The following is a 19636-nucleotide window of genomic DNA, read 5'->3' as shown; positions in this document are numbered from 1 at the left end:
CTTCTTACTAACGAAAGCAGAATTCCGGGCATATGGAATGAAGCAAAAAGGTCAATCATTATGAAAAGAGAAGGAGACAAAAATTATGAAAAAGAGAACAGTAGCAGTAATTTTGAGCATGGCAATGGCAGTTACAATGGTGGCAGGATGTGGCGCTAAGAAAGAAAGCAGTGGCGAGAAGAGTTATACAATCGGTATTTCACAGTTCGCCGAACACGGATCTCTGGATAATTGCCGTGAAGGATTTATTGAGGGACTAAAAGAAGAGGGGATTGAAGAAGGCAAGAACCTGACGATTGAATATAAGAATGCGGCAGCGGATATGGGAACGGCTTCCCAGATCGCGAGCAGTTTTGTTTCTGACAAGGTGGATATGATCTGTGGCATTGCGACACCAAGTGCGCAGAGCGCATACAATGCAGCAATGGATTCCGACATTCCGGTTATCTTTACAGCAGTAACGGACCCGGTTGCAGCAGAGCTTGCGGATGCAGACGGTAAACCGGTCGGTGAAGTGACAGGAACAAGCGATAAGCTGCCGGTTGAAGAGCAGCTTCGAATGATCCGAGAGGTTCTCCCGGATGCAAAGACGATCGGTATCATTTATACAACCAGTGAAGCAAACAGTGTTTCGGCGATTGAAGAATACAAAGAAAAAGTCGGTGATTATGGTTTTGAACTGGTAGAAAAGGGAATCACGAATACATCAGAAATCGCACTGGCAGCAGATGATCTTCTGACAAAAGTAGATTGCATTTCCAATCTGACAGATAATACCGTTGTAAATTCGCTTGCAACTATTCTGGATAAAGCAAACGCAGCGAAGGTTCCGGTATTCGGAAGTGAAATCGAGCAGGTTAAGATCGGTTGTCTTGCAGCAGAAGGTCTGGATTATGTAGCGCTTGGAAAGCAGACTGGTAAGATGGCAGCTAAAGTGCTGAAAGGTGAGGCGGCAGCTTCTGAGATTAACTTTGAGACCATCACGGAAGCAGGACTTTATCTGAATACAAAGGTTGCTGCAGATCTTGGAATTACACTTTCCGATGATCTGGTTTCCGGTGCAGTGGAAGTTTATGACAGTATTGCTGAGTAATATATTAGTATCAAGTAAAACGTTTATTGGATTAGAATTATACGATTTTGAAGAAAAGCGGGGTTTAATGGCATGAGTTTTGCAGTGTCTATTCTGGAGCAGGGGCTGATCTACGGTATCCTTTCTCTGGGAATCTATATCACATATAAAATACTGGATTTTCCGGATTTGACCGTAGATGGAAGTTTTCCTCTCGGAGCGGCGGTGACAGCACTTTTGATTACGAGAGGTGTGAATCCGTACCTGACACTTGTTGCGGCATTTCTGGTTGGAGTGATCGCGGGAATCTGTACGGGACTGATTCATGTGAAATGTAAAGTGCGGGATCTGTTGTCCGGCATTATTATGATGACAGCACTCTGGAGCATCAATCTGAGAGTTGCCGGAACTGCAAATGTGCCGTTATTTTCGCAGAAAACAATTTTTAAAAATGATGTAATTGATAAAGTGGTTCCGGAAGCATTATCAAAATACAGTACTCTGATCATGATTTTGATCATTGCAATATTCTGCAAAATTCTTTTGGATCTTTATATGAAAACTCAGTCAGGTTATCTGCTCCGTGCCGTCGGTGACAACGATAAGCTGGTGACTTCTCTGGCGAAAGATCAGGGAAATGTGAAAATCCTCGGCCTTGCGATTGCAAATGGACTTGTAGCGCTGGCGGGATGTGTGTTTTGTCAGGAGGAGAGAGTGTTCGAAATTTCCAGTGGTACCGGTGCTATGGTCATCGGACTTGCAAGTGTTATTATTGGTACGAGCATTTTCAAGAATCTGACATTTATGAAGACGACAACGGCAGTACTTGTAGGCTCTGTGATCTACAAGGCATGTGTGGCAATTGCGCTGAGAAGCTTTGAACCGCAGGATATGAAACTGATTACGGCAGTATTGTTCCTTGTGATTCTGGTGTTGAGTATGGAGAGAAAGAAGAAGGTGAAGAAGAATGCTGGAGCTTAGAGATATTCATAAGTATTATAATCCGGGAACCGTCAATGAAATGTGTCTTTTTCAGGATTTTAACCTGACGATTCGCGATGGAGAATTTGTTTCGGTGGTAGGAAGCAACGGCTCAGGCAAAACTTCTATGCTGAATATTATCTGCGGAAGCATTCCGGTGGAAGCGGGAAGCATTCTGATCGACGGAAAGGATATTACCAGGGAAAAGGAATATAAAAGAAACCGGAAGATTGGAAGGGTTTATCAGAATCCGGCGATGGGAACCTGCCCGTCCATGACGATTCTTGAAAATATGTCACTGGCGGATAATAAAGGAAAGTTCTTTGGACTGGGAAGAGGAACGAATAAAGCCAGAATCGAGTATTATCGGGAATCTCTGGCGCAGCTTGGCCTTGGACTTGAGGATAAGATGGATGTGAAAGTGGGGTCTCTTTCTGGAGGCCAGAGACAGGCGATGGCACTTTTGATGTCTACCATGACGCCGATTGAATTCCTGATTCTGGATGAGCATACGGCAGCGCTGGATCCGAAGACGGCGGAACTGATCATGGAACTGACGGATAAGATCGTGAAGGAGAAGAAACTGACTACAATTATGGTGACACATAATCTCAGATATGCGGTGGAGTATGGAAACCGGCTTATTATGATGCACCAGGGTGAGTGCGTGATTGATAAGAGCGGGGAAGAGAAGGCGAAGATGCCGGTGGATGAGATATTGAAGATGTTTAATGAAATAAGTATTGAGTGTGGGAATTAGGGACGCCCGCGCAGATGCTCGGTAGGGATTACTCCGAGGCTGCGCTGCGGTGGAACTAGTGCACAAAACTGTAAGGGTCCGAGATGGTTGACCAATGGGTCGCCCACCTCGGGCCCTAACATTTTTGGCACGGATTTCCACCGCGCTTCGCTTAACCTCCGTAATCCCTACCGAACATCTGCGCGGGCTGGTACTTCCCAAGGACTCTACGTACGGTTGTTTGGGGGACGCGCGTGCGGGGCGAGGGCCCCTGGCGCTGGTGGGATGAGGGAGGGGAGGTTGAGGGAGAGTTTGTTGGGGCGAGGGCCCCTGGCGCTGGTGGGATGAGGGAGGGGAGGTTGAGGGAGAGTTTGTTGGGGCGAGGTCCCCTGGTGCTGGTGGGATGAGGGAGGGGAGGTTGAGGGAGAGTTTGTTGGGGCGAGGGCCCCTGGCGCTGGTGGGATGAAGGAGGGGAGGTTGAGGTGGAGTTTGTTGTTGGGATTGCGGTTGGGGGTGGGGTTTGGTAGAATGGTTAAGAGAATATAGTTTTGTTGGGGATGGTGAGGATAGGAAAGTGAATTTGAGAGAGAAGGCAAAAGAACTGAAGGCAGATATTCCGGTTATTTATCTGGTGTTGTGTGTGATTGTTAAAATCTTTAGATGAACTATTGGAGTGAAGGAGGAAGAAGAGATGAGTATTAAAAATGAACCAAAGATTAAGAATCCTCTTATTGTTGCGATCAGGGAGCAGTTGGAGCACCGGGCGCTTTGGATGTATTTGCTTTGTGATGAGGCGAAGAAGAAAGGGCTGGATTCGAAGGAGTATGCGCCGGATGCGATCCGCAGATGTGGTCTTTATCAGGGAGCAAATCTGCGAAAGAAGGCAGGCGGCAGGGATTCGCTGAAGGGGCTGAAGAAAACGTTGTTTTCGAAGTTTGCACAGTGGGTTTTTGAGATGGATATCAAGCAGTGTACGGATGATCATCTGGATATTGATTTTAATTATTGTCCGCTGGTGAAAGCGTGGCAGAAGCAGGGATGTACGGATGAGGAAATCCGGGTGCTCTGTGATCATGCGATGTGTGGTGACAGGGGAATTGCGGAGAGTTTCGGATGCGAGCTGGATCTGCCCGCGACGATTGCGAATGGGGATGAGGTGTGTAAGATCCGGTTCGTGAGGAGAAAGAAATAGAAGGAAGTCTCATGGTTGCCTAGCACACAGTTGCTCTACGCTTCGTAGGTTGCTGTTTTTTTTAAATGGAAGATACAATAAAGCTATGAAAAAACAGCAAAGAGAGGTAAATGTAAATGGGATATGTAATCGGAAAAACAAGAAAAGAACTGAGAGAAAAGAAAAAACTAACGCAGAAGGAATATGTCCGGTCTGTGGAAATATTATTGCATCCGCAGGATTCGGGTCATTCACCTGCTGTGGAATCGTGCTACCTGAACAGGAGGCCGAGCAGCCGGAATAGGATCATCAGATTATGGTCGAAACTGTGGATAATTTAAAGGATAGGGGGATTTAGAAAAAGCAGATGTTTCGTGTTCATACGTGGAATGTCTGTTTTTTTCATGTTACTTTTCACACAGTAACCAGCATTTACTGCGGGCTACGTGCCAAGAGCGTACATCAACTTTTTCATGTTTATATTTGGAGCAGTAAATACAAGAACATTGACTTAATCCGGGAGAAATGGTAAAATAGAAAAGCAAAATAAAGCACATAATATTGTTTTAAAATAATACAACAAACACAATATATAGTAGAAAGGAGACGATTTATGGATCTGAAAGATGTCAGAGTGATCAAGAAGGACGGAACGAAAGAAGAATTTAATGTACAGAAAGTCGTTGTGGCTGTCAATAAATCTGCCTATCGTGCCCTGATTCAGTTTACGGAGGAAGACATTCAGTTCATCTGCCGGTTTGTGGAAGAGAAGGTCCTTGAGCTGGGAGTGAAGGAGATTCAGATTGCCCAGATGCACAATGTGGTGGAAGGCGCTCTGGAGAAAGTGAATCCGATCGTGGCAAAGAGTTACCGGGATTACCGGAATTATAAGCAGGATTTTGTGCACATGCTGGATGAGGTTTACCGGAAGAGCCAGTCGATCATGTACATCGGGGATAAGGAGAACAGTAATACGGACAGTGCGCTGGTGTCTACGAAGAGAAGTCTGATTTTCAATGAATTGAACAAAGAGCTTTATAAGAAATTTTTCCTGACTGTGGAGGAGCTTCAGGCGATCCGGGAAGGGTATATTTATATTCACGATATGTCAGCGCGCAGGGATACGATGAACTGCTGCCTGTTTGATGTGAAAAATGTTCTGACCGGAGGGTTCGAGATGGGAAATCTGTGGTATAATGAACCCAAGACACTGGACACAGCCTTTGATGTGATCGGAGATATTGTGCTGAGCGCTGCAAGCCAGCAGTACGGAGGATTTACGGTGCCGAGTGTGGATGAGATCCTGGAGCCATATGCCGAGAAGTCACATAAATTACATCTTGAAAAATATCGTTCACTGGGGCTTCCGGAAGAGGCCGCACAGGAAGTAGCGTGGAAGGATCTTGAAAAAGAGATGGAGCAGGGCTTCCAGGGATGGGAATATAAATTCAACTCTGTTTCATCAAGCCGCGGGGACTATCCGTTCATCACCGTGACGAGTGGAACGAATATCAGTAAATATGGAAAGCTGATTACGAAAACTATGCTGGAGGTTCGCAAGAACGGTCAGGGTAAGGCCGGACATAAAAAGCCGGTATTATTCCCGAAACTTGTATTTCTGTATGATGAGAAGCTTCATGGACCGGGAGCTCCGGCGGAGGATCTGTTTGAAGCCGGGATTGAATGTTCGAGAAAAACGATGTATCCTGATTGGCTGAGCCTTACCGGAAAAGGGTATGTTCCAAGTATGTACAAGAAATATGGGAAGATCGTAAGCCCTATGGGATGCAGGGCGTTCCTTTCACCGTGGTATGAAAGAGGCGGAATGAATCCGGCAGATGATGATGACAAACCGGTCTTTGTCGGGCGGTTTAATATCGGGGCAGTCAGTCTGCATCTTCCGATGATCCTTGCAAAATCAAGGCAGGAGAACCGGGATTTCTTTGAAGTGCTGGATTATTATCTGGAATTGATTCGGAAGCTGCATATTCGTACCTATGATTATCTCGGCGAGCTGCGTGCGTCAACCAATCCGCTGGCATACTGTGAGGGTGGATTTTATGGCGGTCATCTGAAACCGCATGATAAGATCAAGCCACTTCTCAAATCGGCGACAGCATCCTTTGGAATCACGGCGCTGAATGAGCTGCAACAGCTGTATAATAAAAAGTCTCTGGTGGAAGACGGGGAGTTTGCACTGGAAACATTGGAATATATCAATAAAAAGGTGCAGGAGTTCAAGAAAGAGGATGGGCATCTGTATGCGATCTACGGCACTCCGGCAGAAAATCTTTGCGGCGTTCAGGTACAGCAGTTCCGTAAGAAATACGGTATTGTGGAAAATGTTTCGGATCGTGCGTATGTGAGCAACAGTTTCCATTGCCATGTGACCGAAGATATCACTCCGATCCAGAAGCAGGATCTGGAGAATAGATTTTGGGATCTGTGCAACGGTGGAAAGATCCAGTATGTGAAATATCCAATCAATTATAACGTGGAAGCAATCAAGTCACTGGTACGCCGTGCGATGGATATGGGATTTTATGAAGGTGTAAATCTATCGCTTGCATATTGTGATGACTGCGGTCATGAAGAACTTGCGATGGATGTCTGCCCGGTATGCGGAAGTAATAATCTGACCAAGATCGATCGGATGAATGGATATCTTTCTTATTCAAGAGTCAAAGGAGATACGCGTCTGAACGATGCGAAGATGGCGGAAATTGCGGAAAGGAAAAGTATGTAGATGCGTTACCACAATATAACAAAAGATGATATGCTCAACGGGGACGGACTTCGGGTCGTATTGTGGGTGGCAGGCTGCAGTCACTGCTGTAAGGACTGTCACAATCCGGTCACATGGGATCCGAACGGCGGACTTTACTTTGACGAGTCTGCAAAGGCGGAACTGTTTGAAGAATTGAAAAAGGATTATGTGAGCGGTATCACCTTCAGCGGAGGCGATCCGCTTCATATTGCAAATGTAAATGATGTGACAGAACTGTCAAAAGAAATCCGGGAGACATTTCCGGAGAAAACAATCTGGCTGTATACGGGTTCTACGTGGGAAGAGGTACGCCGCATGAAAATCGTGAGGTATCTGGATGTGTTGGTGGACGGTGAATTTGTATTTGCCAAAAAGGATCCGCTTCTTTGTTGGAAAGGAAGCAGTAATCAAAGAGTGATCGATGTACAGAGAACACTGGCGGCAGAAACGGATACAGTGCCGGTTCTGCATTGTCCTGATTATGATGAGAATTAGCAGGTTTGAAACTTGACGGGTATAGGTCGTAATAATGTGAAACAGGAGAAGAGACAGATGAGAAGAATTGCAAAATTTCACAAAGTAAGTGCGGAACAGTTTGCCGAAAGCTGGAAGGACACATTTGGAGAAGATATTTCAGGAGAAGAGATACAGAAACTCTATGAAGAGATCCGCCTTCCAAAGAGAGCAACATCAGGGAGTGCAGGATATGATTTTTATGCACCGGATACGTTTGTTTTGGAACCGGGAAAGACGGTCAAGATTCCTACCGGCATCCGGGTTGAAATGGAAGACGGATGGGTGCTGAAATGCTATCCGAGAAGTGGGCTTGGATTTAAATACAGGCTGCAGCTCAATAATACGGTAGGAATCATTGACAGTGATTATTTTTATTCCGATAATGAAGGGCATATTTTTGCAAAACTGACGAATGATTCCAATGAAGGAAAAACGTTGGAAATAGCGAAGGGAACCGGCTTTATGCAGGGAATCTTCGTGGAGTATGGGATCACGGTGGATGATGACACCGATGAAGTGAGAAACGGTGGATTCGGAAGTACGACGAAGGGTGTTTAAAAGCTTCGGATGCGGAAGTATACCAAAGAATGTTCACGATATTCGTATATAAAAGGATGAGAAAAGGTTAGGGAAAGGACTTGAAAAAATGGATAAGACGAGAGTAAAGATTTTCCGGATGATTATGCTGGCAATGATGGTGGCGATCGGGGTTGTGATTTCTCCGATTCTCAGGATTGAGGGGATGTGTCCGACGGCGCATCTGGTAAATATTGTATGTTCGGTTCTGATGGGACCGTGGTATTCTCTGCTCTGTGCGACACTGATCGGAGTCATCCGTATGATGTTTATGGGAATTCCGCCTCTTGCGCTGACGGGTGCAGTGTTTGGTGCGTTTCTGTCCGGTGTGTTTTATCGGCTTTCCGGAGGGAAAATCATCTGCGCAGTGATTGGAGAGGTATTTGGAACCGGGATCATCGGTTCGATTGTATCTTATCCGGTGATGGCATTTCTGATGGGAAGAGAAGGACTGAACGCATTCTTCTATACGCCCATGTTTCTGGGAGCTACACTGATGGGCGGAACGGTTGCATATTTCTTCCTGAAAACCTTAAGTAAAGCCGGATTGCTTGCAAAATTCCAAATGAGTCTGGGAGAGAAAGTTTATGACAGAAAGCATACAAAATCTTCAAAAAATGATGGCGCTTCAGAAGCTCGTTAAAAAAATACGGCCGTTGATCCACTGCATTACAAACCCGATTTCAATTCATGACTGTGCAAATGTGGTTCTTGCCGCAGGCGGAAGACCGATCATGGCAGAACATCCGCGGGAAGTGGAGCAGATTACAGAGACAGCACAGGCGCTGATGCTGAATTTGGGAAATATCACAGATGTAAGAATGGAATCCATGAAGAGATCACTCGCAACAGCTAATAAGAAAGGGATTCCCGTGCTCCTCGATCTGGTCGGGGTTGCCTGCAGTGATCTGCGCAGAGAATATGCAAGCGAGCTGTTGCAAACGGGAACCATTTCTGTTTTGAAAGGAAATATGTCTGAGATACTGGAAATGGCGGGGGAAGAGTCTCACAGTATCGGTATCGATGCAGGAATACAGGATACACTGACACCGGAGAATCTGGAAAAGGTAATAGAGTGTTTTCAAAGTATGGCTAAAAGAACCGGAGCGGTTATCCTTGCAAGTGGTAAGACTGATCTGATCGTAGATGCAGCGGAAGTATATGCGGTGGAAAATGGAGATGCGATGATGTCGGAGATTACCGGTACCGGCTGTATGCTGGGAGCAGTGTGCAGCACTTATCTGGGTGGAGTTCACGTAAGCACGGCGCAGAATACCTGCGAAATTAAGATGATCCACGCGGTTCTCTTGGGAGCTGCGGTAATGGGGATTGCGGGAGAATTGGCGGCAGAAGACAGCCACGGACCAGGAAGCTTTCAAATACGTTTTCTTGATTTTTTATATCAGATAGATGGAAAATTGCTTGGAATCAAGGGGAAGATTAACAGAGTATTATAAATACGAGTATCCCGTGAAAATCAGTACTTTTACAGTACAGATTCCTCATGGGATACTCGTTTCATTTGTTGGTCTTTGTCGAAAAATGTTTTGCAAAGTAACAACTTCTTTAAAATTATTAAAGTTTCAGATTTTTAAATAAGTCTCCGAGGCTGGTTCCGATTGCTTCAGATTTCGGAAGTTCGATCTTTTCTTCCGGCTCTTCTTCAGATTCCTTTTCTTCCATAAGAGCTTTGATGCTCAGGCTGATCTTGCCTTCCTTGATACCGATTACTTTTACGTCTACTTCATCGTCAACTTTGAGTACCTGGTCAGGAGATTTGATTCTCTGGGTACTGATTTGTGAGATGTGTACCAGACCGGAGAGACCGTTTTCAAGACGGATGAATGCTCCGTAAGTCTGAAGAGATTCTACTTTACCTTTCAGAACGCTTCCGACTTTTACAGAAGCAAGCAGTTCTTCTTTGGCTTTCTTTTCCTGTTCTCTCAGAATCTCGCGGGCTGACAGGATCAGACGTCCCTGTGCCTGGTCAGCTTCGATGACTTTGACATCAACTTCTTTTAACAGATAGGATTCCAAATCTTCAATATAAGAAAGAGAAAGTCTGGAAGCCGGGATGAATCCGCGGATGCCTTCTACCATAGCGATCGCTCCGCCGTTTACGATTCCTTCAATTGTTACATGGAGTACTGTACCCTTCTCGAGATAATCCTTTACGATGTTCCATGGATTTGCATCATCGAAATGTTCCTCATAATCTGCCATGCTCTCTGTGTTTTCCATTAACTGTTCGTTATCCATAATTCCACCTCTACCTCAGTTCGTTTACTCTTTTGTTGTACAAAAGGTCGCTTTATGTTTTAGTATACCATGTTTTTGGTAGAATCGGAACAAAAAATTATCAAAATATGGAAGAACGTTTTATGAGAATGTATTATTTTGGAAAATATGGTTGACGAAATGAGCAAAAAATGGCATTCTGACAATAGTAAGTAGTATGAAAACAAGGAAGTGGTAGAAATGGAAAATAGAAAAGTGAAAAAAACGTATGTTATCGGACATAAGAATCCGGACACGGATTCCATTTGTTCTGCGATTGCATATGCGAATTTAAAAAGAGAAATGACCGGGGAGGAGTATGTGGCAAAACGTGCCGGTGAGCTGAACGGGGAAACGGCTTACGTACTCGATCGATTTGGCGTAGAAGTCCCGGGATATCTTGGAGATGTGCATTTACAGGTTAAGGATATGGATATCCGTCAGATTGAAGGTGTCCGGTCCAATGCATCGATCCGTGAGGCGTGGACGCGGATGAAGCAGGAGAATATCCGCACCCTTCCGGTTACCAGAAATGACCGGCTGGAAGGATTGATTACGATCGGAGATATTGCGACATCCTACATGGAGGTGTATGACAGTCATATTCTGTCGACCGCGAGAACGCAGTATCGCAATATCGTGAATACGCTGGACGGAACGATTGTGACAGGGAATGAACACGGTTATTTTCTGAAGGGGAAAGTGATTATTGCAGCGTCCAGTCCGGATATGATGGAAAATATTATTGAGAAAGACGATCTGGTCATTCTCGGAAATCGTTATGAATCCCAGCTCTGCGCGATCGAGATGGATGCCAGCTGTCTGGTCATCTGTCAGGGAGCGGAAATATCGAGAACAATTAAGAAGATGGCAATGGAGAGAGATATTGTGGTGATTCAGACACCGCACGATACATTTACAGCGGCAAGGCTGATCAACCAGAGTATTCCGGTTAAGTATTTCATGAGTAAGGATAATCTGGAGACATTTCACATGTCGGATTATGTAGACGATGTCAAGGAAGTTATGGCGAAGAAGAAATACCGTGATTTTCCGATTCTTGATAACCAGGGACATTTTCGCGGTTTCCTTTCCAGACGTCGGTTGATGAGTTCCAGAAAGAAACAGGTGATTCTGGTGGATCACAATGAAAAATCTCAGGCGGTGGACGGAATTGAAGAGGCGGATATCCTGGAGATCATTGATCACCACAGACTGGGAAGTATGGAGACAATCGGGCCGGTATTCTTCCGCAATCAGCCGGTGGGATGTACGGCGACCATTGTTTATCAGATGTATCAGGAGAATGGTGTTACGGTAGATAAGACGATCGCAGCACTGCTTTGTTCGGCGATCTTATCGGATACATTACTGTTCCGTTCTCCGACATGTACGATGGTGGATCAGGCGGCGGCTGCTGCTCTGGCACAGATTGCGGGAATTAATATGGAAGAGCATGCAAAGGCGATGTTCAATGCAGGCAGCAATCTGCGTGAGAAGACAGAAGAAGAGATCTGTTTCCAGGATTTCAAAGTATTCAATGCCAACGGAGTATCATTTGGTGTCGGCCAGATCACTTCGATGAATCAGGAAGAGCTGGATGATGTAAGAGAACGTCTTACCGATTATCTGGAAGTAGCCAGAGTCGATCAGCATCTGGATATGGTATTCTTGATGCTGACAAATATTCTCGAGGAATCAACGGAACTGATGTGCTGTGGCGAAGGGGCAAAAGCAAGGATCCTGGAGGCCTGGGAGATGCCGGAGGATACCGAACGGGTACTTCTTAAGGATGTTGTGTCCCGCAAGAAACAGTTTATTCCGACATTGGTAGGTTATCTGCAGCAGAAATAGGACAGCAGGGGAGAAAATTATGGCGAAGCAGACTTGGAAGGCAGGAAATATGCTGTATCCGTTACCGGCGGTCATGGTCAGTGTATCGGACAAGGACGGGAAGAATAATATCATTACGGTTGCATGGGCAGGAACGATTTGTACGAACCCTCCGATGGTATCGATTTCCGTGCGGCCGGAACGGTATTCTTATCATATGATAGATGAGACAGGAGAATTTGTTATCAATCTGACGAATGAGGATCTTGCAAAGGCCAGCGATTATTGCGGTGTGCGTTCCGGAAGAGATGTGGACAAATTTAAAGAAATGCATTTGACTCCGGATGAAGCGCAGTATGTAAAAGCACCGTTGATCAAGGAAAGTCCGGTCAATATTGAATGCAGAGTGGTAAAAAAAGAAGAACTTGGTTCACATCATATGTTTTTGGCAGAGGTCCTTGCGGTTCATGTGGATGATGCCTACATGGACGAGTCGAACCGGTTCGCGCTTGAGAAGACAAAGCCGCTGGTTTACGTCCACGGGCAGTATTTCAGTCTTGGAAGACTACTGGGAACTTTTGGCTATAGTGTGAGAAAAAAGATCAAGAAGAAAAAGAAAGAGAATAAAAGGAAATAGCTTGACAAAGAAAGGCGTCAGGGTATATGCTGTTTGAGTAAATCTCAAGGGCGAGACTGTGAAGGAGCAGTTTCGCCCTTTTTTTAGAAAAGGAGCGGAAAAAATGAAGAATTTTACGTTTACAGTACCACAGGATATTATTTTTGGAATGGGAAGTTTAAAGAGACTTCCGGAATTGCTGAAAAAAAACGGATCGGCTAAAATGCTGCTGGTTTCTGACAGGGGACTTGAGAAGCTGGGAGTGGTTGAAAAGGTGCGGAGTATTGTTACGGCATCCGGAACTGAGGTGGCAGAATTTCTGGATGTAGAGCCGAATCCTTCCGTGGATACCGTGAATGCGGCAGTAAAAGCATATCAGGAAGCGGAAGCGACAAGTATTGTGGCACTTGGCGGAGGAAGCCCGATGGACGTTGCAAAAGCAGTCGGTGTACTTGCAAAATTCGGCGGACAGATCACAGAATATGAAGGAGCGCACAAGGTACCGGGCAAGATTGTGCCGATCATTGCGATCCCGACTACAGCAGGAACAGGAAGTGAAGTGACCGCTTTCTCTGTTATCACAGATACATCAAGGAACTACAAACTGACGGTATTCAGTTATGAACTGATTCCGAGTTATGCACTTCTCGATCCGGAACTTATTATGACAGCGCCGGCATCCATCGCGGCGTCCTGTGGTGTGGATGCACTGATCCACGCATGGGAAGCATATACATCCCGCGATGCATCTCCATTTTCCGATGCAATGGCAGAAAAAGCGATGGAACTGATTGGAGCAAATATCCGCCGTTTTGTCGCAAACAGACAGGATGAAGAAGCAGCCTGCGCAATGATGTCAGGAAGTATGTTCGCAGGAATTGCATTTGCATGGGCACGTCTGGGTAATGTACATGCGATGAGTCATCCGGTCAGCGCATTTTTCCATGTGCCGCACGGAGTGGCAAATTCCATCCTGCTTCCGACGATTGTAGAATACAACGCACTTGCAGATCACGGACGTTATGAGAAGATCTACAATTACATCAGCAAGGAAAGCGAACCGGTTGTCGATTTTGTGCCGGAGATGCTGGTTGACGAAGCGCGCGAGCTTCTGAAGGATCTTGGTATTCCTTCCAGACTTTCCGATGTAGGGGTGACAGAAGACAAGATCCCGCAGATGGCAGCAGATGCAATGAAGAGCGGAAATATTCTGGCAAATCCGAGACAATCTACACAGAAAGATATTGAGATGCTGTACCACAAAGCACTTTAGGAGTATAAAAAATGATATCCCAGAAACCAAGTTGTTTTTGGAATATAATTTTTTTATATATCGTACTACAACGGGTTGACTTTTTGGAGATAAATGCGCCTCAGGAACCAGGCGGAAAGTACGACCGACACAAGTTCAGCGATCGGAATTGCCCACCACACCTGATTTAACCCGAAAAGCCGGGCAAATAAATAGGCAACAGGCAGTATAACACATAACTGCCTTGCAACAGAGACGATCAGACTGTACATGCCGTTCCCGAGGGCCTGAAATACCGAACCTGATACGATACAGAATCCGGCGAAAATAAAACTGAGGCTGATGATCCGCAGAGCAGGGATGCCGATTTCAAGCATCCGGTCAGAAGCATCGAACATGCGGAGCATGACATCCGGAAAGCACTGAAAGAGTACCAGCCCAAAGAGCATAATCGTAACAGCAGTGCAGATACTGAGCCATATCGTGTGCAGAATTCTTTTTTTCTGACGCGCACCGTAATTAAACGCGATGATCGGTATCATTCCGTTATTCAGACCGAAGATCGGCATGAAGATAAAGCTTTGAAGTTTAAAATAAACTCCGAATACAGCGGCTGCTGTTGAAGAGAACATCAATAAAATCTTATTCATGCCAAACGTCATGACAGAACCGATGGACATCATAATAATCGAAGGTATCCCGACTGTATAAATATTTAGAATGACAGTACGGTTTGGACGAAAGCCTTTCAAATGAATATGAATATCTTTGTTTTTCGTAATGTTAAAAAGCAGAGCCATTGCCGCTGCAATCATCTGACCAATAATCGTGGCAACTGCGGCACCTGCCACCTCAAGTCTTGGAAAACCGAACAACCCGAAGATCAGAATCGGATCTAAAATGATGTTGATAATGGCACCGGTTCCCTGAGTGATCATAGCATAGAACGTTTTCCCGGTGGCTTGAAGCAGCCTCTCACAAGTAACCTGCAGGAAAATGCCGATGGAACAGATCGTAATGATTCGCATATACTGTGTGCCGTAGCGGACGATCTGCAGATCGGTTGTCTGAATATGAAAAAAAACACCTGAGCAAAGGCCGCCAAGAACAGCAAACGCCAGGGAACTCATAAATCCAAGAAATAAGCCGTTGGATGCAGCACGGTCAGCCGCCTCGTAGTTCTTCTCGCCCAGATTCCTGGAGAGAAGTGAGTTGATCCCGACGCCGGTACCCGATGCGACCGCGATTATCAGGTTCTGTATGGGAAATGTGAGTGAAACGGCGGTAAGTGCATTTTCATTCAGCCGGGCAACAAACATGCTGTCAACAATATTGTAAAGTGCCTGTACCAGCATGGAAAGTATGATAGGAAGTGACATTGTGAACAGTAGTTTCGGTATGGGCATGACCCCCATTTTATTCTCTTTTCCTGTCGAATCTGACATGATTTTCCTCCTTTGTATCGATAACCTATCTGATATTATAACATTGAATATGTATATTGCAATAAGAGAAATGCCCGAGGTATAGGAAATCAGAGATTTTCATATATTAGAGAGAATATGGAAAACGGGGTGGGAGCTTGAAATACCGGTTATGGAAGTCTGTTTGCACCATTTGTTATATGATTTTGCTGTTTACGGCACTGGGAATCTGGGAGGGCAGATCGCAGGAAACCGGCAGCAGGGAAGATGCAGTACAGGAAATGAAAGAAGAAAAAATGAAAATCGCACTGACATTTGATGACGGACCCCACCCGTCGTGTACGCCGCTTTTGCTGGACGGTCTGAAAGAAAGAGGGGTAAAAGTAACTTTTTTCGTGATCGGCCTCAATGTAGAACGCTATCCGGAACTGGTGAAAAGGGAGTATGAAGAAGGTCATATTGTCGGGAATCATACGTATAATCATGTGGAGATCACGAGGATCGACAGTGTAAAAGCAAAAGAAGAGATCGAGAAGACGAGTCAGGCTGTGGAAAGAATTACCGGCCGTCCCACGGAATACATGCGGCCTCCGTTTGGTGCCTGGCAGAAGGATCTGGAAAAGGAGATGAATGTCATTCCCGTTCTGTGGACTGTAGATCCGTTGGACTGGACGACGGAGAATGAGGATGAAATTGTAAATAAAGTAGTGACGGATGTGCGGGAAAATGATATGATTCTCTTACATGACTGTTACAAATCTTCGGTACATGCCGCGCTTCGGATCATAGACCTGCTCCGGAAGGAAGGCTATGAATTTGTGACGGTGGATGAACTGATATTAAATTAGGAAAGATGAAAGAGTATGATAAATGAATTTTCAAGAACAGAACTTTTGTTGGGGACGGATGGCATGGAACGATTGAAAAAGGCTTCGGTTATGGTATTCGGAATCGGAGGCGTCGGTTCACACTGTGTGGAGGCGCTGGCGAGATCCGGGGTCGGAACATTGATTTTGATCGATAATGACACTGTATCGCTTACGAATATCAATCGCCAGTCGATTGCACTGCACAGCACGGAAGGACGATATAAAACAGAGGTCATGAAAGAGAAAATCGCGGATATTTGCCCGGAGATTCGGGTCAGAACCTATGAGCGATTTGTATTGACCGATAATCTGGGGGACATATTGGATGAACGACCGGATTATATCATAGATGCGATCGATACAGTGACGGCAAAACTGACACTGGTATGTGAGGCAAGAAAGCGTGGAATACCGATCATCAGCAGTATGGGGACCGGGAATAAACTTCATCCGGAGATGTTTGAGATAACGGATATCACAAAGACCAGTGTCTGTCCGCTCTGTAAAGTGATGAGAAAGGAACTGAAGAATCGTGGTATCGGCCATTTAAAAGTGGTATACTCGAAAGAGAAGCCGATTGATACTTCGGGTAGGGATACAGGGGAAGATGCCGGAGTACGAAGAAGCATACCGGGGAGCATTTCCTTTACCCCTCCGGTGGCAGGGCTTCTGATTGCAGGGGAAGTAATACGTGAGTTGGCAGGACTTGTGTAGAATACAAAGGAGAGATGGAAAATGGATCTGTTTGAATATATGAGAGAGACAAATAAAGAGAAAGAATCTCCGCTCGCATCCAGACTGCGGCCGACGACGCTGGAAGAAGTGGTTGGACAGCAGCATATTATCGGGAAGGACAAACTGTTATACCGTGCGATCAAGGCGGACAAACTGAGCTCGGTGATTTTCTACGGCCCGCCCGGAACGGGGAAAACGACGCTCGCGAAAGTGATTGCAAATACGACAAGCGCCGAATTTACGCAGATCAATGCCACAGTGGCCGGGAAAAAGGATATGGAAGAAGTTGTAAATAAAGCGAAACAGATCTACGGCATGTATCAGAGAAAGACGATTCTGTTTGTGGATGAGATCCACCGGTTTAACAAAAGCCAGCAGGATTATCTGCTTCCTTTTGTAGAAGACGGAACGCTGATTCTGATCGGTGCCACGACCGAAAATCCATATTTTGAAGTCAACAGTGCGCTGATCTCCCGTTCCAGCATCTTCGAATTAAAGCCACTTTCCAAAGAGGATGTTGAGAGGCTGATCATGAGAGCGGTGAATGACACCAGGAAGGGAATGGGAAGCTATCATGCAAAGATTGACGAGGATGCGCTGCACTTTCTGGCCGATCTGTCGGGAGGAGATGCAAGGCTTGCATTAAATGCGGTGGAACTGGGGATTCTGACTACAAGCCGGAGTGATGACGGATGGATCCATCTTACGCTGGATGTGGTCTCTGAGTGCATTCAAAAACGGGTCGTGCGGTATGATAAGACCGGCGATAACCACTATGACACGATCTCGGCATTTATCAAAAGCATGCGAGGGTCTGATCCGGATGCGGCAGTTTATTATCTGGCCAAAATGCTGTATGCGGGAGAAGATATCAAGTTTATTGCCCGCCGGATCATGATCTGTGCGTCGGAAGATGTGGGAAATGCAGACCCCATGGCTCTTACGGTTGCCGTTTCTGCGGCTCAGGCTGCAGAGCGGATCGGAATGCCGGAGGCACAGATTATCTTGTCACAGGCGGTGCTGTATGTGGCGACTGCACCAAAGAGTAATTCGGCATGCAATGCCATTTCTGCCGCCATGGATAATGTAAAACGAGTGAAAACGACTGTTCCGCCTCATCTGCAGGATGCACATTATAAGGGTTCCCAAAATCTGGGACATGGTGTGGGATATCGATATGCGCATGATTATCCGAAGCACTATGTAGAACAGCAGTATCTTCCGGATGAGATCAAAGGAGAGGTATTCTATGAACCCGGAGATAACGGTTATGAAGCAAAGATCAAGGAACATATGCGCTGGCTTCATGAAAAATAGCCAGGATACTTCATTGAAACAGGAAATCGCCCGATTCACGCAATATCAGTTGAACATCGGGGGAAACTCTGATACGATGTATGCAACAGGAAGGAAGTGATGAGATGGTACTGGAAGACAGTTATATTACCATTGCATGGCTGGTTCTTCTGATCATCCTTCTGGTAGTCGAGATCATTACGGTGGGACTGACCAGTATCTGGGCTGCCGGAGGCGCGCTTGTGGCGCTGATTCTGAACATTCTGAAATTTCCGTTTCTTGTTCAGGTCATCGCGTTTTTTGCAGTCACGTTTCTGTTGTTGTTTTTCACGAGACCGTTCGCGGTGAAATGCATCAACAGCAGGAGAGAGAAGACCAACTATGAAGGAATCATCGGCAAGACGATCCGGATTGCCGAAAGAGTGGACAACATGAGCCAGACCGGAATGGCGGTGGTCAACGGGCAGGAATGGACGGTGCGATCGGAGAAGGATGAAGAGATCCTGGAAGCCGGAACCATTGCAAAAGTGATCAATATTTCCGGAGTCAAGTTAATAGTCAGACGATACGAGGAGGGTTAATATGGGATTCATTATTTTAGCAACGATTTTTGTGATTATTTTACTGGTATTGATCTCTTGTGTGAAGATCGTTCCGCAGGCAAAGGCGCTGGTCGTAGAACGGCTTGGTGCGTATCAGGCGACCTGGAGTGTAGGGCTTCATTTTAAACTTCCGTTGATCGACCGCGTTGCAAGAAGAGTCGATCTGAAGGAACAGGTCGTTGATTTTGATCCACAGCCGGTTATCACGAAAGATAATGTAACGATGCGAATTGATACCGTTGTATTCTATCAGGTTACAGATCCGAAGCTGTACTGCTATGGTGTGGCAAATCCAATTATGGCAATTGAGAATCTGACGGCAACAACACTTCGAAATATCATCGGTGAACTGGAACTGGACCAGACACTGACATCCCGAGAGACGATCAATACAAAGATGCGAGCATCTCTTGATGTGGCAACGGATCCGTGGGGAATCAAGGTCAATCGCGTGGAGCTGAAGAACATTATTCCACCGGCAGCGATCCAGGATGCGATGGAGAAGCAGATGAAGGCGGAACGTGAACGTCGTGAAGCAATCCTGAGAGCAGAAGGAGAGAAGAAATCTACCGTCCTTGTTGCAGAAGGTGAGAAGGAATCTGTAATTCTGAAAGCGGAGGCTGAGAAGCAGGCGGCGATCCTTCAGGCGGAAGCAGAGAAGGAAAAGAGGATCAAGGAAGCCGAAGGTGAAGCAGAAGCAATCCTCAAAGTGCAGCAGGCAAATGCAGACGGTATTCGTTTCCTCCGTGAAGCGGGGGCCGATGAGGCAGTTCTTCGGATCAAGAGTCTGGAGGCTTTCGAGAAGGCAGCGGACGGAAAAGCGACCAAAATCATCATTCCGTCAGAGATCCAGGGACTTGCAGGTCTGGTTAAGAGCGCGAAGGAAATTATTTCCGAATAGAGCAGACAG

Annotated in this window: 21 protein-coding genes; 19 read left to right on the top strand and 2 right to left on the bottom strand. The window is 45.9% G+C overall.

All coding sequences use genetic code 11. The features are described 5' to 3' along the window. The first annotated feature begins 85 nt into the window (after positions 1 to 85). The 11 genes from ACTNB3_RS03910 to thiM all read left to right on the top strand — a co-directional run bounded on the left by ACTNB3_RS03910 (position 86) and on the right by thiM (position 9279). Complete coding sequence (locus tag ACTNB3_RS03910; RefSeq protein ID WP_427820494.1) at positions 86 to 1093, top strand: ABC transporter substrate-binding protein; 1008 nt, start codon at positions 86 to 88, stop codon at positions 1091 to 1093. Positions 1094 to 1165: 72 nt separating this feature from the next. Further along, positions 1166 to 2053 (top strand): ABC transporter permease, encoded by an 888-nt coding sequence (locus ACTNB3_RS03905; protein ID WP_427805563.1) that lies wholly within the window; start codon positions 1166 to 1168, stop codon positions 2051 to 2053. After that, positions 2040 to 2813: an ABC transporter ATP-binding protein gene (locus tag ACTNB3_RS03900; RefSeq protein WP_427805564.1), complete on the top strand. Its 774-nt coding sequence runs from the start codon at positions 2040 to 2042 to the stop codon at positions 2811 to 2813. The genes ACTNB3_RS03905 and ACTNB3_RS03900 overlap by 14 nt, the downstream gene beginning before the upstream one ends. Before the next feature lie 499 nt (positions 2814 to 3312). Then, a complete protein-coding gene (locus ACTNB3_RS03895) occupies positions 3313 to 3456 on the top strand; it encodes a hypothetical protein (protein WP_427820496.1) in 144 nt (47 codons plus the stop codon). Between the two features lie 27 nt (positions 3457 to 3483). Further along, positions 3484 to 3984 (top strand): L-2-amino-thiazoline-4-carboxylic acid hydrolase, encoded by a 501-nt coding sequence (locus ACTNB3_RS03890; protein ID WP_441024564.1) that lies wholly within the window; start codon positions 3484 to 3486, stop codon positions 3982 to 3984. Positions 3985 to 4069: 85 nt separating this feature from the next. Then, on the top strand, positions 4070 to 4267 hold the full coding sequence (locus tag ACTNB3_RS03885; protein ID WP_441024563.1) for a hypothetical protein: 198 nt from the start codon (positions 4070 to 4072) through the stop codon (positions 4265 to 4267). Between the two features lie 309 nt (positions 4268 to 4576). Further along, positions 4577 to 6709 (top strand): anaerobic ribonucleoside-triphosphate reductase, encoded by a 2133-nt coding sequence (nrdD, locus tag ACTNB3_RS03880; protein ID WP_427805567.1) that lies wholly within the window; start codon positions 4577 to 4579, stop codon positions 6707 to 6709. Next, positions 6710 to 7225: an anaerobic ribonucleoside-triphosphate reductase activating protein gene (gene nrdG / locus ACTNB3_RS03875; protein WP_441024562.1), complete on the top strand. Its 516-nt coding sequence runs from the start codon at positions 6710 to 6712 to the stop codon at positions 7223 to 7225. Between the two features lie 57 nt (positions 7226 to 7282). Beyond that, positions 7283 to 7804: a dUTP diphosphatase gene (locus ACTNB3_RS03870; protein ID WP_427805569.1), complete on the top strand. Its 522-nt coding sequence runs from the start codon at positions 7283 to 7285 to the stop codon at positions 7802 to 7804. A gap of 88 nt (positions 7805 to 7892) precedes the next feature. After that, positions 7893 to 8465 (top strand): energy coupling factor transporter S component ThiW, encoded by a 573-nt coding sequence (gene thiW / locus ACTNB3_RS03865; protein ID WP_427805570.1) that lies wholly within the window; start codon positions 7893 to 7895, stop codon positions 8463 to 8465. Then, positions 8410 to 9279: a hydroxyethylthiazole kinase gene (gene thiM, locus ACTNB3_RS03860; protein WP_441024561.1), complete on the top strand. Its 870-nt coding sequence runs from the start codon at positions 8410 to 8412 to the stop codon at positions 9277 to 9279. Before thiW ends, thiM begins: the two co-directional genes overlap by 56 nt. A gap of 118 nt (positions 9280 to 9397) precedes the next feature. Here thiM and ACTNB3_RS03855 read toward each other — a convergent pair whose 3' ends face one another. Beyond that, on the bottom strand, positions 9398 to 10081 hold the full coding sequence (locus ACTNB3_RS03855; RefSeq protein WP_427805572.1) for a S1 RNA-binding domain-containing protein: 684 nt from the start codon (positions 10079 to 10081) through the stop codon (positions 9398 to 9400). Positions 10082 to 10300: 219 nt separating this feature from the next. Between ACTNB3_RS03855 and ACTNB3_RS03850 the strand changes: the two genes are divergently transcribed. From ACTNB3_RS03850 to ACTNB3_RS03840, 3 genes are all read left to right on the top strand, one after another. Beyond that, positions 10301 to 11953, top strand: coding sequence for a putative manganese-dependent inorganic diphosphatase (locus tag ACTNB3_RS03850; RefSeq protein WP_427805573.1), 1653 nt, complete (start codon positions 10301 to 10303; stop codon positions 11951 to 11953). A 19-nt stretch (positions 11954 to 11972) separates the two neighbouring features. Then, positions 11973 to 12569, top strand: a complete 597-nt coding sequence (locus ACTNB3_RS03845) for a flavin reductase family protein (RefSeq protein ID WP_427805574.1) — start codon at positions 11973 to 11975, stop codon at positions 12567 to 12569. 103 nt (positions 12570 to 12672) lie between these two features. Beyond that, the gene (locus ACTNB3_RS03840; RefSeq protein WP_427805575.1) at positions 12673 to 13821 is read left to right on the top strand and encodes an iron-containing alcohol dehydrogenase; all 1149 of its coding nucleotides are present in this window, start codon (positions 12673 to 12675) and stop codon (positions 13819 to 13821) included. Between the two features lie 65 nt (positions 13822 to 13886). Here the strand turns inward: ACTNB3_RS03840 and ACTNB3_RS03835 are convergent, their stop codons facing one another. Beyond that, the gene (locus ACTNB3_RS03835) at positions 13887 to 15245 is read right to left on the bottom strand and encodes an MATE family efflux transporter (protein WP_427805576.1); all 1359 of its coding nucleotides are present in this window, start codon (positions 15243 to 15245) and stop codon (positions 13887 to 13889) included. Between the two features lie 179 nt (positions 15246 to 15424). Here ACTNB3_RS03835 and ACTNB3_RS03830 point away from each other — a divergent pair, with 179 nt between their 5' ends. The 5 genes from ACTNB3_RS03830 (at position 15425) to ACTNB3_RS03810 (ending at position 19627) form a co-directional block, all read left to right on the top strand. Continuing rightward, on the top strand, positions 15425 to 16072 hold the full coding sequence (locus ACTNB3_RS03830) for a polysaccharide deacetylase family protein (protein WP_427820509.1): 648 nt from the start codon (positions 15425 to 15427) through the stop codon (positions 16070 to 16072). Between the two features lie 15 nt (positions 16073 to 16087). Beyond that, positions 16088 to 16807 carry a tRNA threonylcarbamoyladenosine dehydratase gene (locus ACTNB3_RS03825; protein ID WP_427805578.1) on the top strand — a complete coding sequence of 240 codons (720 nt, stop codon included), beginning with the start codon at positions 16088 to 16090 and terminating at the stop codon, positions 16805 to 16807. A gap of 21 nt (positions 16808 to 16828) precedes the next feature. Next, positions 16829 to 18145 carry a replication-associated recombination protein A gene (locus tag ACTNB3_RS03820; RefSeq protein ID WP_441024559.1) on the top strand — a complete coding sequence of 439 codons (1317 nt, stop codon included), beginning with the start codon at positions 16829 to 16831 and terminating at the stop codon, positions 18143 to 18145. An 80-nt stretch (positions 18146 to 18225) separates the two neighbouring features. After that, positions 18226 to 18705 (top strand): NfeD family protein, encoded by a 480-nt coding sequence (locus tag ACTNB3_RS03815; RefSeq protein ID WP_441016177.1) that lies wholly within the window; start codon positions 18226 to 18228, stop codon positions 18703 to 18705. Between the two features lies 1 nt (position 18706). Beyond that, the gene (locus ACTNB3_RS03810; protein WP_427805581.1) at positions 18707 to 19627 is read left to right on the top strand and encodes an SPFH domain-containing protein; all 921 of its coding nucleotides are present in this window, start codon (positions 18707 to 18709) and stop codon (positions 19625 to 19627) included. Positions 19628 to 19636: the final 9 nt, after the last annotated feature.

The organism is Bariatricus sp. HCP28S3_D3 (assembly GCF_052065755.1).
Classification (GTDB): domain Bacteria; phylum Bacillota; class Clostridia; order Lachnospirales; family Lachnospiraceae; genus Allocoprococcus.
Note: the sequence above shows the minus strand (reverse complement) of the source record. Positions and strands in the feature narration are given on the sequence as shown.

Bases quoted from the DNA above. Each gene is read 5' to 3' on its own strand.
- ACTNB3_RS03910 (WP_427820494.1), top strand. From the start codon at position 86: ATGAAAAAGAGAACAGTAGCAGTAATTTTGAGCATGGCAATGGCAGTT.
- ACTNB3_RS03905 (WP_427805563.1), top strand. From the start codon at position 1,166: ATGAGTTTTGCAGTGTCTATTCTGGAGCAGGGGCTGATCTACGGTATC.
- ACTNB3_RS03900 (WP_427805564.1), top strand. From the start codon at position 2,040: ATGCTGGAGCTTAGAGATATTCATAAGTATTATAATCCGGGAACCGTC.
- ACTNB3_RS03890 (WP_441024564.1), top strand. From the start codon at position 3,484: ATGAGTATTAAAAATGAACCAAAGATTAAGAATCCTCTTATTGTTGCG.
- ACTNB3_RS03885 (WP_441024563.1), top strand. From the start codon at position 4,070: ATGAAAAAACAGCAAAGAGAGGTAAATGTAAATGGGATATGTAATCGG.
- nrdD (WP_427805567.1), top strand. From the start codon at position 4,577: ATGGATCTGAAAGATGTCAGAGTGATCAAGAAGGACGGAACGAAAGAA.
- nrdG (WP_441024562.1), top strand. From the start codon at position 6,710: ATGCGTTACCACAATATAACAAAAGATGATATGCTCAACGGGGACGGA.
- ACTNB3_RS03870 (WP_427805569.1), top strand. From the start codon at position 7,283: ATGAGAAGAATTGCAAAATTTCACAAAGTAAGTGCGGAACAGTTTGCC.
- thiW (WP_427805570.1), top strand. From the start codon at position 7,893: ATGGATAAGACGAGAGTAAAGATTTTCCGGATGATTATGCTGGCAATG.
- thiM (WP_441024561.1), top strand. From the start codon at position 8,410: ATGACAGAAAGCATACAAAATCTTCAAAAAATGATGGCGCTTCAGAAG.
- ACTNB3_RS03855 (WP_427805572.1), bottom strand. From the start codon at position 10,081: ATGGATAACGAACAGTTAATGGAAAACACAGAGAGCATGGCAGATTAT.
- ACTNB3_RS03850 (WP_427805573.1), top strand. From the start codon at position 10,301: ATGGAAAATAGAAAAGTGAAAAAAACGTATGTTATCGGACATAAGAAT.
- ACTNB3_RS03845 (WP_427805574.1), top strand. From the start codon at position 11,973: ATGGCGAAGCAGACTTGGAAGGCAGGAAATATGCTGTATCCGTTACCG.
- ACTNB3_RS03840 (WP_427805575.1), top strand. From the start codon at position 12,673: ATGAAGAATTTTACGTTTACAGTACCACAGGATATTATTTTTGGAATG.
- ACTNB3_RS03835 (WP_427805576.1), bottom strand. From the start codon at position 15,245: ATGTCAGATTCGACAGGAAAAGAGAATAAAATGGGGGTCATGCCCATA.
- ACTNB3_RS03830 (WP_427820509.1), top strand. From the start codon at position 15,425: ATGATTTTGCTGTTTACGGCACTGGGAATCTGGGAGGGCAGATCGCAG.
- ACTNB3_RS03825 (WP_427805578.1), top strand. From the start codon at position 16,088: ATGATAAATGAATTTTCAAGAACAGAACTTTTGTTGGGGACGGATGGC.
- ACTNB3_RS03820 (WP_441024559.1), top strand. From the start codon at position 16,829: ATGGATCTGTTTGAATATATGAGAGAGACAAATAAAGAGAAAGAATCT.
- ACTNB3_RS03815 (WP_441016177.1), top strand. From the start codon at position 18,226: ATGCAACAGGAAGGAAGTGATGAGATGGTACTGGAAGACAGTTATATT.
- ACTNB3_RS03810 (WP_427805581.1), top strand. From the start codon at position 18,707: ATGGGATTCATTATTTTAGCAACGATTTTTGTGATTATTTTACTGGTA.